The sequence below is a fragment of the Pseudomonas sp. 9.1(2019) genome (assembly GCF_009910445.1).
GTDB classification, from domain to species: Bacteria; Pseudomonadota; Gammaproteobacteria; order Pseudomonadales; family Pseudomonadaceae; genus Aquipseudomonas; species Aquipseudomonas paraversuta.
Genome location: NZ_VBWF01000011.1, coordinates 422,218 through 436,922 on the forward strand (window position 1 = coordinate 422,218; position 14,705 = coordinate 436,922).

At 56.2% G+C, this 14,705-nt stretch carries 15 protein-coding genes; all 15 read right to left on the reverse strand.

Going from position 1 to position 14,705, the window contains the following annotated elements; all coding sequences use genetic code 11:
• Positions 1-45: 45 nt before the first annotated feature.
• Positions 46-669, reverse strand: a complete 624-nt coding sequence (rnhB, locus tag FEZ21_RS20860; RefSeq protein WP_003440459.1) for a ribonuclease HII — start codon at positions 667-669, stop codon at positions 46-48.
• Positions 670-680: 11 nt separating this feature from the next.
• Complete coding sequence (gene lpxB / locus FEZ21_RS20865; RefSeq protein WP_160628333.1) at positions 681-1,811, reverse strand: lipid-A-disaccharide synthase; 1,131 nt, start codon at positions 1,809-1,811, stop codon at positions 681-683.
• A gap of 2 nt (positions 1,812-1,813) precedes the next feature.
• Positions 1,814-2,590 (reverse strand): acyl-ACP--UDP-N-acetylglucosamine O-acyltransferase, encoded by a 777-nt coding sequence (gene lpxA / locus FEZ21_RS20870; RefSeq protein ID WP_003440454.1) that lies wholly within the window; start codon positions 2,588-2,590, stop codon positions 1,814-1,816.
• Positions 2,587-3,027, reverse strand: coding sequence for a 3-hydroxyacyl-ACP dehydratase FabZ (gene fabZ, locus FEZ21_RS20875; protein ID WP_003440450.1), 441 nt, complete (start codon positions 3,025-3,027; stop codon positions 2,587-2,589). The genes lpxA and fabZ overlap by 4 nt, the downstream gene beginning before the upstream one ends.
• A 109-nt stretch (positions 3,028-3,136) precedes the next feature.
• Positions 3,137-4,192, reverse strand: a complete 1,056-nt coding sequence (lpxD, locus tag FEZ21_RS20880) for a UDP-3-O-(3-hydroxymyristoyl)glucosamine N-acyltransferase (RefSeq protein ID WP_003440447.1) — start codon at positions 4,190-4,192, stop codon at positions 3,137-3,139.
• 2 nt (positions 4,193-4,194) lie between these two features.
• Complete coding sequence (locus FEZ21_RS20885) at positions 4,195-4,698, reverse strand: OmpH family outer membrane protein (protein ID WP_003440444.1); 504 nt, start codon at positions 4,696-4,698, stop codon at positions 4,195-4,197.
• Positions 4,699-4,743: 45 nt separating this feature from the next.
• Positions 4,744-7,092, reverse strand: a complete 2,349-nt coding sequence (gene bamA / locus FEZ21_RS20890) for an outer membrane protein assembly factor BamA (RefSeq protein WP_003440442.1) — start codon at positions 7,090-7,092, stop codon at positions 4,744-4,746.
• 75 nt (positions 7,093-7,167) lie between these two features.
• A complete protein-coding gene (gene rseP, locus FEZ21_RS20895; protein WP_003440439.1) occupies positions 7,168-8,520 on the reverse strand; it encodes a sigma E protease regulator RseP in 1,353 nt (450 codons plus the stop codon).
• 44 nt (positions 8,521-8,564) lie between these two features.
• Positions 8,565-9,752, reverse strand: coding sequence for a 1-deoxy-D-xylulose-5-phosphate reductoisomerase (gene ispC / locus FEZ21_RS20900; RefSeq protein ID WP_003440436.1), 1,188 nt, complete (start codon positions 9,750-9,752; stop codon positions 8,565-8,567).
• Positions 9,749-10,555 (reverse strand): phosphatidate cytidylyltransferase, encoded by an 807-nt coding sequence (locus FEZ21_RS20905; protein ID WP_127196010.1) that lies wholly within the window; start codon positions 10,553-10,555, stop codon positions 9,749-9,751. The genes ispC and FEZ21_RS20905 overlap by 4 nt, the downstream gene beginning before the upstream one ends.
• On the reverse strand, positions 10,555-11,310 hold the full coding sequence (gene uppS / locus FEZ21_RS20910; protein ID WP_003440430.1) for a polyprenyl diphosphate synthase: 756 nt from the start codon (positions 11,308-11,310) through the stop codon (positions 10,555-10,557). Before uppS ends, FEZ21_RS20905 begins: the two co-directional genes overlap by 1 nt.
• Before the next feature lie 15 nt (positions 11,311-11,325).
• Positions 11,326-11,883 carry a ribosome recycling factor gene (frr, locus tag FEZ21_RS20915; protein ID WP_003440428.1) on the reverse strand — a complete coding sequence of 186 codons (558 nt, stop codon included), beginning with the start codon at positions 11,881-11,883 and terminating at the stop codon, positions 11,326-11,328.
• Positions 11,880-12,623, reverse strand: coding sequence for a UMP kinase (gene pyrH, locus FEZ21_RS20920; RefSeq protein ID WP_003440426.1), 744 nt, complete (start codon positions 12,621-12,623; stop codon positions 11,880-11,882). The genes frr and pyrH overlap by 4 nt, the downstream gene beginning before the upstream one ends.
• Positions 12,624-12,828: 205 nt before the next feature.
• On the reverse strand, positions 12,829-13,698 hold the full coding sequence (gene tsf, locus FEZ21_RS20925; RefSeq protein ID WP_003440424.1) for a translation elongation factor Ts: 870 nt from the start codon (positions 13,696-13,698) through the stop codon (positions 12,829-12,831).
• 206 nt (positions 13,699-13,904) lie between these two features.
• Entirely contained in the window at positions 13,905-14,648 is a 744-nt protein-coding gene (rpsB, locus tag FEZ21_RS20930) for a 30S ribosomal protein S2 (protein ID WP_003440422.1), read from the reverse strand.
• Positions 14,649-14,705: the final 57 nt, after the last annotated feature.

Below are 14,705 nucleotides of genomic sequence, written 5' to 3' on the forward strand. Positions count from 1 at the left end.
AGGCCCGGATTGTACCGGGCCTTGGCAAAAACATCAGCCTTGGGGCTAAATCTCGGTCGCCTCGCGGGCTTCCCAGGCCCGACGCACCGGACCAAACGAACGCCGGTGTATCGGTGTGGGACCAAGGCGTTCGAGCGCCTCGAGGTGTACCGGGGTCGGATAACCCTTGTGTCCGCCGATGCCATAGCCGGGATAGATCAACTCAAAGGCGGCCATCTCCCGGTCACGACTGACCTTGGCCAGAATCGAAGCCGCTGCAATCGCCGGAACCTTGCTGTCGCCTTTAACCACGGCCTCAGCCGGCATCGCCAGTTTAGGGCAGCGGTTGCCATCGATCATGGCCAGCTTGGGGGTAATGCTCAGGCCTTCGACAGCCCGCTGCATGGCCAGCATGGTGGCGTGCAAAATATTCAGCTCGTCGATTTCTTCAACTTCGGCCCGGGCAATACACCAGCTCAGGGCTTTTTCGCAGATTTCGTCGTAAAGCTTTTCACGCCGCGCTTCGGTGAGCTTTTTCGAATCATTGAGCCCGGCGATGGGACGCGCAGGGTCAAGAATTACCGCTGCGGTCACTACCGCGCCGCACAACGGCCCGCGGCCCACCTCATCGACTCCGGCCACAAGGTCTTCGGCCAGATCGACCAGATTGAAGTCCAGCCCGATTTGCATGGTTACTTTACTCATTTGGATTGCGCAATCAGATCCAGCACCGCTTTGGCGGCCTGATTGGAAGCGTCGAGACGCAATGTACGGTGAATCTCGTCAAAGCCCCGGGTCTGCTCTTCGCCACCGTCCAGCAAGGGCAGCAGGGTTTGCGCCAATGCTTGCGGGGTAGCCGCATCCTGCAACAGTTCAGGCACCAACATCCGTTGAGCCAGCAGGTTGGGCAATGACACGTAGGGACTTTTGACCAGACGCTTGAGAATCCAGTAGGTCAGACCTGCAAGACGATAAGCCACCACCATCGGGCGCTTGTACAGCAGCGCTTCCAGGGTGGCCGTACCGGATGCAATCAATACCGCATCACATGCCGCCAAGGCCAGATGCGAGCGGCCGTCGAGCAAGGTCAGGGGCAGATCACGCCCGACCAGCAACTGTTCGATTTGCGCCCGGCGCGCCGCATTGGCGCAAGGCAGGACAAACCGCACATCAGGTCGTGCTTCAAGAATTTTTTGCGCAGCATCCAGAAACAGCCCGCCCAGCTTACCCACTTCGCCACCGCGACTGCCCGGCATCAAAGCGACCAGCGGCCCCTCAGGCAACCCCAGCTCGGCACGCGCACCGGCTTTGTCGGCCTCAAGCGGGATGGTGTCTGCCAGAGAGTGTCCGACGAAACGCACAGGTACACCGTGCTCTTCATAGAACCTGGCTTCAAACGGCAGCAAGGTCAGCATCAAATCGCAGCCTTCGCGGATTTTCAGCACTCGCTTCTGACGCCACGCCCACACGGAAGGGCTGACGTAGTGCACGGTTTTGATCCCGGCACGACGTAACTGGAGTTCGATATTGAGCGTGAAGTCAGGCGCATCGATGCCGATAAAGACATCGGGCCTTTCTGCGATCAGGGTCTGGACCAGAAGCTTGCGGCGCTTGAGCAATTCGCGCAAACGACCCAGCACCTCAACCAGCCCCATGACCGACAGTCGCTCCATCGGGAAGTAAGAGCTCATGCCCTCAGCTTCCATCAATGGGCCGCCGACGCCGATAAATTCGACATCCGGATGCTGTGCCTTGAGTGCCCGCATCAGCCCCGAGCCCAAAATGTCGCCCGAAGCCTCCCCTGCCACCAGCGCGATACGCAATCTAGCCATGACTAGCGCGTAATGCCGCGGGTGGAGGATTGAATCGACTCAACAAACATTGCAACTTCAGGGAATTGCGCAGCAGGCTCAGCCAGCTCGGCCAGGGCCTGATCAACGGTCAGGCCCTGGCGGTACACCACTTTATAGGCGCGGCGTAACGCGTGAATGGCGTCTTCACTGAAACCGCGACGGCGCATGCCTTCGAAGTTCATGCTGCGGGCTTGCGCAGGGCTGCCAAACACCGTCACAAATGCCGGTACGTCCTTGCCAATGGCGGTGCCCATGCCCGAGAAGCTGTGGGCGCCGATATGGCAGAACTGATGAACCAGAGTAAAACCGGACAGGATCGCCCAGTCACCCATGTGCACATGGCCCGCCAGGGCAGCGTTATTGACCAGAATGCAGTGATTGCCGATCACGCTGTCATGGCCGATGTGGGCATAAGCCATGACCAGATTGTGATCGCCCAGGGTTGTTTCGGCGCGATCCTGAATGGTACCGCGATGAATGGTGACCCCTTCACGAATGACGTTGTGGTCACCGATCACCAGGCGGGTTTCTTCGCCCTTGTACTTCAGATCAGGTGTGTCCTCGCCTACCGAAGAGAACTGGTAGATACGATTGTGCTTACCGATCCTGGTTGGGCCCTTGAGAATCACATGCGGCCCAATCACTGTCCCCTCGCCGATTTCCACACCTGCGCCGATGATCGACCATGGGCCGACCTCGACGTCGTCGGCCAATATGGCCGTCGGATCGATGATTGCGCGAGGGTCAATCAAACTCATAGTTTGCGTTCCGCACAGATAATTTCAGCCGAGCAAACCGGCTTTCCATCAACCGACGCCTGGCACTCGAACTTCCAGATCTGACGCTTGCAGCTTAGAAATTTGGCTTCAAGAATCAGTTGATCACCCGGGGTGACCGGTTGACGGAAGCGCAGCTTGTCGGAGCCCACGAAATAGTAAAGCGTGCCGTCGGCAGGCTTGAGGTCGAGCATTTTGAAGCCAAGGATACCAGCTGCCTGAGCCATCGCTTCAATGATCAAAACGCCGGGCATGATTGGGTGCGCCGGAAAGTGACCGTTGAAAAAAGGTTCATTGATGCTGACATTCTTGTAGGCACGAATGCGCTTGTTCTCGATATCCAGATCCACTACGCGATCCACCAGCAGGAACGGGTAACGGTGGGGCAGATATTCGCGAATCTCGTTGATGTCCATCATTTCGTGGGGAAGCCTGTAATAAAGATTGGGCGCGCGCGACTAAGGCGCGCTCCTCTAGCAAATCAAGGAAGCAAACCAGTGGCTATGCACACTTGATATGGAAAATGTATTAGCCCTCTGAAGAAGCTTTACCGTCCGGGGTCACTTCCCCGACGTGCTTTTCCAGATGTTTAAGCCGTCTGGCGATATCGTCCAACTGACGAATACGTGCCGCGCTCTTGCGCCATTCGGCCGCCGGCTGCATGGCGGTCCCTGAAGAATAGGCGCCTGGTTTGGTAATCGAGTGAGTCACCATCGTCATACCAGTCAAGAACACGTTGTCACAAATTTCAATGTGCCCCACCAAACCGACACCACCCGCCAACATGCAGTGCTTGCCGATTTTAGTGCTACCGGAAATACCCACACAGGCAGCCATGGCCGTATGGTCACCGACCTGAACGTTATGGGCGATCTGGATCTGGTTATCCAGCTTGACGCCATTACCCAGCACCGTGTCGGCCAAAGCACCGCGGTCGACGGCGGTGTTGACGCCAATTTCGACATCATCACCGATGGTTACCCCACCGATCTGCGCGATCTTTTGCCAGACACCCTTCTCGTTGGCGAAACCAAAACCCTCACCGCCCAGCACAGCACCCGACTGAATCACCACGCGCTTGCCGATGCGTACGTCGTGATAAAGCGTTACCCGCGGTGCCAGCCAGCCGCCCTCGCCGATTTCACAACGGGCCCCGATAAAGCAGTGGGGACCGACCGTGACGCCGGCAGCGATTCGAGCACCACTTTCAATCACTGCAAAAGCACCAATGCTGGCCAGCGGATCAATCACCGCATCAACAGCAATGACTGCCGTCGGGTGAATGCCGGGCGCCGCCTTGGGCTTGGGATCGAACAAGTGGGAAATTCGGGCATATGCCAGATAAGGATCAGGTACCAATAGCGCATCACCGACATAATCCTCGGCATCGTCCGGCTTGAGCAATACAGCTCCCGCGTGACAGTCGACAAGGAATTTTCGGTACTGGGGATTGGCCAGAAAGCTCAACTGAGCTGGGCCAGCCTCTTGTAAAGTGGCTAGCCCAGTAATTTCTTTCTCCGCGCTGCCACGCAAGGTGGCACCGAGGAACTCGGCCAATTGGCCGAGTTTTATAGTCGCAGTCATAATTACTTCAGCTGATTCATGCGCTCGATAACCTGGCGAGTGATGTCGTACTGAGGTTTGACATCAATCACAGCACCACGCTCGAATACCAGGTCAAAGGCACCTTTCTTGATGACTTCTTCAACAGCGCTGTCCAGTTTTGGCTTGAGCTGTTTCAGCATTTCACGGTCAGCAACTGCTTTGGCTTCGTTCAGTTCCTTGGACTGGAACTGGAAATCGCGGGCCTTTTGCTTGAATTCAAGCTCCAGACGCTCACGCTCGCCCTGCTGCATTTTGTCGCCGCCTTTTACCAGACGATCCTGAATACCCTTGGCGCTGCTTTCCAGGCTTTTGAGCTTGGTCAGTTGCGGGCCAAATTTCTTCTCGGCATCCACGGCATAACGCTTGGCAGCGTCAGATTCCAGCAATGCCATCTGATAGTTCAGTACGGCAATTTTCATATCAGCAAAGGCTGGGCCAGCGACCAGGACCGAAGCCAGGAGAACCAATTGAGTCAACTTGCGCACGATGCACTCCTAAAAAATCTGTTGTCTGTGTCTAAAGTCAGGCTTTTAGAAAGTCTGGCCGAGGGAGAACTGGAATACCTGGGTATCTGCGTCATCCGGTTTCTTGACCGGCATTGCCAAGCTGAAGCTTAGCGGGCCAAGTGCAGTCACCCAGGTCACGCCAACACCGACAGAGCTGGCCATATTGCTAAAGCTGATGTCGCAATCCTTGGTATCGCCCTTGCAGTTGGTGTCGAACACGTTACCAACATCCCAGAACACAGAGGTCCGCAGGGAGCGCTGATCTTTGACGAACGGCATCGGGAACAGAACTTCCACACCGCCCTGGATCAGCACGTTACCACCAAATGGTAGCGGATCCTGATCAGGGTCAGCGATGGTGCCCGGGTTTTTACCCGAGCTAGGCGTGCTGCGAGGGCCCAGAGCGCTGTCCTTGAAACCACGTACCGAGTTGAAACCACCGGCGTAGTAGTTCTCGTAGAACGGCAGGCCTTCAGTCGAACCGTAACCGTCGCCATAGCCCAGCTCTGTGTGCAGACGCATGGTGTAGGTGTCGGTCAACGGCTGGAACAACTGGGCACGGTAGTCCAGCTTGTAGAACTGCAGGTCGCTGCCAGGAATCGTGCTTTCAAGCACCAGGCTCTGCGAGCTGCCGCGTGTTGGCAGTACACCTTTGTTCAGGGTCGATTCAGACCAGCCGACCGATGCCTTGAAGTTGAGGTACTTGGTGCCTTCACGGTTTACGAAGTCGAAAATCTCGTCAACGGTGTACTGACCGGTACTGATTTCATCCTGCTGCACGGTCAGACCATAGGTCAGACGCGAGGTGTCGCTGATCGGGTAGCCCATGCTGACGCCTGCACCCAGGCTGTCAACGGAGTAGTTGGCAACGTCAACGTCCAGATCTTTGTAGTCAGTGGTGCGGTAGAACACGTTGTAGCCCAGGCTTACGCCATCTGCAGTCCAGTACGGATCAACGTAGCTGAAGTTGTAGCGGCTCTGGTATTCGCTGCGGGTCAGGCCAATGCTGACCTTGTTACCCGTACCCAGGAAGTTGTTCTGCGTGATCGAGCCACCCAGGATCAAACCGGCGCTCTGGGCAAAACCGACGCTGGCAGTGATCGAACCCGAAGCCTGTTCTTCTACGGCGTAGTTCACGTCAACCTGGTCGTCAGTGCCTGGCACAGCCGGAGTTTCAACGTTCACTTCCTTGAAGAAGCCCAGACGCTCAAGGCGAACCTTGGACTGGTCAATCAGGTAAGTCGAAGCCCAGCCACCTTCCATCTGGCGCATTTCGCGACGCAGAACCACGTCTTCAGACTTGGTGTTGCCGCGGTAGTTGATGCGGTTCACGTAAGCACGCTTGCCCGGATCAACCACAAAAGTGATGGCTACCGTGTGATCTTCAGGGTTTGGCTGAGGCACACCGTTCACGTTGGCGAAGGTGTAGCCCTCGTTACCCAGACGACGGGTAATCAGTTCGGAGGTAGTGGTCATCAGCTTGCGCGAGAACACCTGCCCTGGCTGAACCAGCAACAGCGATTTGATCTGATCTTCAGGAACCTTGAGGTCACCGCTCAGTTTCACTTCGCCGACATTGTATTTTTCGCCTTCATTCACGTTGACCGTGATGTAGACGTTCTTCTTGTCGGGGGTGATCGATACCTGGGTCGAAGCGATATCCATATTGATATAGCCGCGATCGAGGTAGTAAGAGCGCAGACGCTCAAGGTCACCCGACAGTTTTTCACGAGCATACTTGTCGTCATTCTTGAAGAACGACAGCCAGTTCGTGGTTTTCAGTTCGAAGAGGTCAACCAGATCTTCTTCAGGGAAGACGGTGTTGCCCACCACGTTGATGTGCTGGATAGCAGCAACCGTGCCTTCATTGATGTTGACCTTCAGGGCAACGCGGTTACGCGGCTCGGGCACCACTTCGGTGTCAACCGTGGCCGAGTAGCGGCCCTGGGCAACATACTGGCGTTGCAGCTCGTTGCGTACACCCTCAAGGGTTGCACGCTGGAAGATTTCACCTTCGGCCAGGCCCGACTGTTTGAGCCCTTTCATCAGGTCATCAGTGGAGATCGCCTTGTTACCGTCGATGGTGATGCTGGAGACGGATGGACGTTCGACAACCGTAATGACAAGCACATTGCCATCACGACCCAGTTGGATATCCTGAAAGAAACCGGTTTTGAACAACGCACGAGTGGATTCCACCAAACGGCGGTCATCCGCTACTTCACCCACGTTCAGAGGCAACGCACCAAACACGCTACCGGCGGAAACCCGCTGCAGCCCGTTGACACGAATATCAGAGATAGTGAAGGACTCGGCGTGAACTTCGGCGATCATCAGTACGGCGAGAACCGCAGTTAGCAGCAGACGTTTCATGAAGTCCTTTCTTATTCCAACTGGCAATAAACAAACTGCCGCAAAATGCGGCAGATTCGCAATTCAGCGAAGTGTTTACAGACGTCCCAGATCGTTGACCAGAGCAAGCAACATCACCCCGATCACCAAACTGATACCGATCTGCATCCCCCAACCCTGCACCCGATCCGACAAGGGACGACCACGCGCCCACTCGATCAGATAAAACAATAAATGCCCCCCATCCAGTACAGGGATGGGCAACAAATTCAGAACCCCAAGGCTAATACTCAGATAAGCCAGGAAACTCAGGAAATCCACGACGCCCGACTGGGCAGAAGCGCCCGCCACTTTAGCAATGGTTATCGGTCCACTCAAGTTTTTTACCGAGAGCTCACCGAACAACATTTTCTTCAGCGAATCGAGAGTCAATACGCTCATGGTCCACGTACGCTTTGCACCCTCCCCGATTGCGGCGAGCGGGCCGTAACTGACCTCACGAATCATTGCCGGTGGCCAATCGACACCTTTGGCCCCCGCCCCCAGATAGCCGGTTGCCGCCTTACCTTCGCCGCGAGCCGCCAGGGTAACAGGGACATCAAGCGCAACCCCGTCGCGCTCGACATGCAACACAACACGGGAGTCCGGCCGCACGCGAACCCAGTCAACCACCTGCTGCCAGTCGTTGATGGCCTGATCGTTGATGGCCAACAGCTTGTCACCGATTTTAAGTCCGGCAGCCTGTGCCGGGCCTTTCGGGTCAAGCTCTGCCAGCACTGCCGGCAACTCGGGGCGCCACGGGCGAATACCCAGCGACTTGATCGGATCCGGCTCGTCAGCAGACTTGAGCCAGTCATGCAGGATCAACTGATGCGAAGTCTCGACATCCGAGCCCGGCCCGCGTACTGCGATCTGGATAGAACCGCTTTCACCCAGACGGCGGACCAGTTGCAGGTTTACGTTCGACCAGCCAACGGTCGGCTCGCCGTCGATGGCAACGATTTCCTGGCCGGCCACAAGGCCGGCCTGAGCTGCCAGGCTGGCGCTTTCTACGGCACCGATTACAGGCCGCACCTGCTGGCTGCCCATCATCGCCAGCACCCAGAAAAACACCATCGCCAACAAGAAGTTAGCGATCGGCCCGGCGGCGACAATGGCTATGCGCTGACCAACGGTCTTGCGATTGAAGGACTGATCCAGCTGATCGGCGGGAACCTCGCCTTCGCGCTCGTCGAGCATTTTCACGTAGCCACCCAACGGGATGGCTGCAATGACAAACTCGGTACCCTTGCGGTCATGCCAGCGCAGCAAAGGCGTACCGAAACCCACGGAGAAACGTAGAACCTTGACGCCGCAACGGCGCGCCACCCAAAAGTGACCGAATTCATGAAAAGTGACCAGCACACCCAATGCCACCAGGGTGCCAACAATCATATATAGCGCACTCATCTACTTTCTCCGCGATCCTGTCCGGTTCCGGCAAGCACCACTTATCAGCCGTTACGACTCAACCACTGTTCAGCCCGCATTCGCGCCTTGGTATCGGCGGCGAAGACCGCCTCTAACTCGTCTACTGCAACCACTGGCTCACTGTTCAAAACGTCTTCGATGATACGGGCAATTTGCGGGTAACGGATTCGGCCATCAAGAAAGGCCGCAACCGCTACTTCGTTCGCCGCATTCAGCATCGCCGGCGCACTGTTGCCCGCCATGGCCGCTTCACGGGCCAGGCGCAAGCAGGGAAAGCGCTGCTCATCCGGGCGCTGGAAATCAAGACGCGCAACTGCAAACAGATCCAGCGGCGCGACCCCCGAATCAATGCGCTCAGGCCATGCCAGGGCATTGGTAATCGGAGTGCGCATATCCGGATTACCCAGCTGGGCAAGCACCGAACCGTCCACATAATCGACCAGCGAATGAATCACGCTTTGCGGATGGATGACCACCTCGACCTGGTCCGGTCTGGCGTCAAACAGCCAGCAAGCCTCGATCAACTCCAGGCCCTTGTTCATCATGCTGGCAGAGTCTACGGAAATCTTGCGCCCCATCGACCAGTTGGGATGGGCACAGGCCTGATCCGGCGTAACGTGCTCAAGCTCCGCCAGGGGGGTCTGGCGAAAAGGTCCGCCAGACGCCGTCAACAGAATCCGGCGAACGCCAACATTAGTCAGGCCTCGGGCGAAATCCTGCGGCAGACACTGGAAAATGGCGTTGTGCTCACTATCAATGGGCAACAGCACCGAACCACTGCGGCGAACAGCCTGCATAAACAGGTCGCCGGTCATCACCAGCGCTTCTTTATTCGCCAACAGGATTTTTTTGCCTGCATTGACCGCTGCCAGTGTCGGACGCAAGCCCGCAGCACCAACAATCGCCGCCATGACCGAATCAACCTCGGGCGCCGAAGCAATCTGGCACAGGCCTTCCTCACCCACCAGGACCTCGACACCGAGCCCTGCCGAGCGCAGGCCGGCCAGCAACTGGCTGGCCGCACGATCATCCGGCACGACCACAACCTTTGGCTTGTGGGTAATGCACAACGCCAGCAGCTCGGCGAGACGGCTGTAACCGCTCAAACCGAACACCTGATAGCGATCAGGGTGACGGGCAACAACATCCAGGGTGCTCAGGCCAATCGAACCCGTAGCCCCCAGAACAGTAATCTGTTGTGGACGGCTCATGACGCCGCCATCCACAGCAATACAGCAAATACCGGGATCGCCGCAGTCAAACTGTCGATGCGGTCCAGAACACCACCATGGCCAGGCAGCAGGTTACTGCTGTCCTTGATCCCGGACTGGCGTTTGAACATGCTTTCGGTGAGGTCACCCACCACCGAAATCAATACGATCACGCCAGCACCGACCAGTGCGGCAAACATCTCGGAGGCGCTCCAGCCACGCACCACACCGACCGCAGCGGTGATCAGCAAGCTCAGCAACAAGCCGCCAAATACACCCTCCCAGCTTTTGCCCGGACTGACTTTCGGTGCGAGCTTGCGCTTGCCGAATTTACGCCCCGAGAAATAGGCGCCGATATCGGCACCCCACACCAGAACCATCACTGCCATGATCAACCAGTTACCCAGCGCCATCGCCTTGATCAGCACCAGACCCTGCCAGGCCGGCAACAGAATCAACAGGCCGATGACCAGTTTGGTCGCAGTCGTTGACCAGTGCACCGATGATTGCGGAAAGGTCAGCACCAGGTAAGTTGCCACTGCCCACCATAGAACCGCAGCACCCAGCACCCATGGCGCCAGATCAGGGAATATGTGCAGGCCAAACAGCAGCAAGGCTACAACCGCAGCAAAGGCAACGCGGGCCGGCTGAGCTTCAAAGCCCGCCAGGCGTGCCCATTCCCAGGCCCCCAGGGTCACGACCAGGCCAATAAACAGCGCAAAGCCGGCCCCCTCAAGCAGGAAAAAACCGCACAGGGCAATTGGCAGCAAGATAAGAGCAGTAATGATTCGTTGTTTAAGCATTAAACCCGGGCTCCAGCCTCAACCTGCTCGCTCGTTTTACCGAAGCGGCGCTGGCGAGAAGCGAAATCAGCCAATGCATGACGCATGGCTTCGTGTTTGAAGTCCGGCCAGAACAGGTCGGAGAAGTACAACTCGGAATAGGCCAGCTGCCACAGCAGAAAATTGCTGATGCGATGCTCGCCACCGGTGCGAATGCACAGATCAGGCAAAGGCAGATCACCCGTTACCAGACAGGCTTGCAACACGTCAGGGGTGATGTCTTCAGGCTGCAAATGCCCTGCCTGCACCTGACGCGCCAACTGCTGAGCGGCCTGGGCGATGTCCCACTGACCGCCGTAGTTAGCGGCGATCTGCAGCACAAAGCGCTCAGAACCCGCAGTCATTGCTTCCGCTTCACGCATCGCCATTTGCAAATCGGGATGAAAGCGTGAGCGGTCGCCAATGATCCGCAGACTGATGTTGTTTTCATTGAGGCGCTTGGCCTCACGACGCAGTGCCCGGAAGAACAAGTCCATCAAGGCACTGACTTCTGCTGCCGGGCGCTGCCAGTTTTCACTGGAGAACGCGAACAGCGTCAGTACCTCGACCTTGGCCTGGGCACACACTTCAATCACTGCGCGAACCGCATCCACTCCCGCTTTATGCCCGGCAACACCCGGCATAAAGCGTTTTTTCGCCCAGCGATTATTACCGTCCATAATGATGGCGACGTGTCGCGGCACCGATGACGGCTCAGCCTGCTTGGTCATTTCCATAAAACGCCCAGACCCTTATACGGCCATCAGGTCAGCTTCTTTCTGCTTGGTGGCAGTTTCGATATCAGCTACAGCCTTGTCGGTCAGCTTCTGAATATCATCAGCAGCACGACGCTCTTCGTCTTCGCTGATTTCTTTTTCCTTGACCAGATCTTTCAACTGGCTCAACGCATCGCGACGAATATTACGCACAGCAATGCGGGCATCTTCAGCTGCGTCACGGGCCTGCTTGGCGAACACCTTGCGGGTTTCTTCAGTCAGGGCAGGCATGGAGATCAGCAGCAATTCGCCCAGGTTGGTCGGATTGAGGTTCAGACCGGCGCTCTGGATTGCCTTGTCTACCGCACCGAGCATATTGCGCTCGAACGCTACGACTTGCAGGGTACGGGAGTCTTTGACAGTGATGTTGGCCACTTGGCTGATCGGAGTATCCGAGCCGTAGTAAGGCACCATCACGCTACCCAGAATGCTCGGGTGAGCCTTGCCGGTACGGATCTGGCCAAATGCATGGGACAGAGATTCCAGCGATTTCTGCATGCGCGTTTGAGCGTCTTTTTTGATTTCGTTGATCATTGTTGACCTTCCTCGATCAGAGTGCCTTCAGCGCCGCCATGGACAATATTAAGCAGGGCGCCGGGCTTGTTCATGTTAAATACACGCAATGGCATTTTATGGTCGCGGCACAAGCAGATAGCCGTCAGGTCCATTACGCCCAGCTTGCGATCCAGTACTTCATCGTAAGTCAGATGATCGAACTTCTCGGCATGCGGGTCTTTGAATGGATCTGCGGTGTACACGCCGTCGACCTTGGTTGCCTTGAGCACCACATCAGCGTCAATTTCAATGGCACGCAAACAGGCAGCCGAATCCGTAGTGAAGAATGGATTACCAGTACCTGCAGCAAAAATCACCACATCCTTGGCGTTCAGGTGACGCATGGCTTTGCGACGATCGTAATGATCAGTCACGCCCACCATGGAAATGGCCGACATTACGATGGCGGAGATATTCGCACGTTCCAGCGCGTCGCGCATGGCCAGGGCGTTCATCACGGTTGCCAGCATGCCCATATGGTCGCCTGTAACGCGATCCATACCTGCAGCACTCAGCGCAGCCCCACGGAACAGGTTGCCACCACCAATCACCAACCCTACCTGAACACCGATACCAACCAACTGGCCGACTTCCAGCGCCATGCGGTCGAGAACTTTGGGATCGATCCCGAACTCTTCAGAGCCCATCAGGGCTTCGCCGCTTAGCTTGAGTAGAATGCGTTTATAGCGAGCTTGATAACCACTGCCCTGCTGAGCCATTGCGAATCTCTCCTGCCGCGTTTTATAAAAAATCTGTGCGAGGCTGTTTACAGCCCGCGCTTACTCTAGCTGGCACTGCACAGCAGCACCATCGGAACACTATTTTGTAAACCGGTTCCGCCGGGAAGGGAAAATCCCCACCCATTTGAAAAGAGGCTGCGCGCGTGAGCGGGCAGCCTCTTCGGGTCGACAGTTTAGAACCGTCTTATTGCTTGCTTGCAGCCACTTGTGCAGCAACTTCAGCAGCGAAGTCATCAACTGGCTTCTCGATACCGTCGCCTACTTTGAAGTAGGTGAAGGAAACGATTTCAGCGCCGGCTTTCTTGGCCAGTTCGCCGACCTTGATTTCCGGGTTCTTAACGAAAGCTTGTTCAACCAGGCTGGCTTCAGCCAGGAACTTGCTGATACGACCGGCAACCATTTTTTCAACGATTTCTGCTGGCTTGCCTTTGATCTTGTCTTCGTTGAGGCTCATGAACACGGTTTTTTCGCGTTCGATAGCGTCAGCGGAAACTTGCGATGGCAGCAGGAACTCAGGGTTGCTTGCAGCTACGTGCATGGCGATGTCACGTGCCAGCTCGGCGTTGCCGCCTTTCAGAGCTACTACAACACCGATCTTGTTGCCGTGCAGGTAAGCATCAACAACGTCGCCTTCGATGCGGGCCAGGCGACGGATGTTTACGTTCTCGCCTACTTTACCAACCAGAACCAGACGATCAGCTTCTTGCGAAGCGATCAGCGGAGCTGCGTCGGTCAGCTTCTCAGCGAAAGCTTTTTCTACGCTGTCAGCAACGAATTTTTTGAAGTCGTCTTGCAGAGCCAGGAAGTCGGTTTGCGAGTTAACTTCAAGAATAACGGCAGATTTGCCATCTTCAGCAACTTTAACTGCGATAGCGCCTTCAGCAGCAACGTTGCCTGCTTTTTTGGCAGCCTTGATGGCGCCCGAAGCACGCATGTCATCAATGGCTTTTTCGATGTCGCCGCCAGCCTTGGTCAAGGCTTTCTTGCAATCCATCATGCCTTCGCCGGTACGCTCACGCAGTTCTTTAACCAACGCTGCAGTAATCTCTGCCATTTCAAAATTCCTCTTGGATAGGTTTTCAACCATTCCACCCGACCGAACGGGCGTTCAATTCGTGTGAAGCATGCCTCGATACAACCCTGCCAGCCGTAATCTGATACAGCAACGCCAGGGCAACTTCCAACAAATGGATTTCGAGGTGGCAAAAAGGGGGCCAAGCCCCCTTTTTGCGTACTGAGTAAACGCTAGGCGTTAATTACTCAGCCTTCAACTACCGCTGCAGCCGGAGCTTCTTCGACGAAAACGTCGGTGCCGCCAGCAACGTGGTTACGGCCTTTGATCACAGCATCAGCCATCGCACCCATGTACAGCTGGATAGCGCGGATTGCGTCATCGTTACCCGGGATGATGTAGTCAACACCTTCTGGGCTGCTGTTGGTATCGACAACGCCGATAACCGGGATACCCAACTTGTTAGCTTCGGTGATCGCGATACGCTCGTGATCAACGTCGATAACGAACAGTGCGTCTGGCAGACCGCCCATGTCCTTGATACCACCCAGGCTACGATCCAGCTTTTCCAGATCGCGAGTACGCATCAGCGCCTCTTTCTTGGTCAGCTTGGCGAAAGTACCGTCTTCGGCCTGGATTTCAAGGTCACGCAGACGCTTGATGGAAGCACGGATGGTTTTGAAGTTGGTGAGCATGCCGCCCAACCAGCGGTGATCAACGTACGGCGAACCGCAACGGGTTGCTTCTTCAGCAACGATCTTGCCAGCGGAACGCTTGGTGCCGACGAACAGAATCTTGTTTTTGCCCTGGGCCAGACGCTCTACGAAAGTCAAAGCTTCGTTGAACATTGGCAGGGTTTTTTCAAGGTTGATGATGTGGATCTTGTTACGCGCGCCAAAGATGTATTTACCCATCTTCGGGTTCCAGTAACGGGTTTGGTGACCGAAGTGCACACCGGCCTTCAGCATATCGCGCATGTTGACTTGGGACATGGTAGTTCCTTAGTAAGTCGGGTTAGGCCTCCACGTATCCCAACGACCAACCAGCAG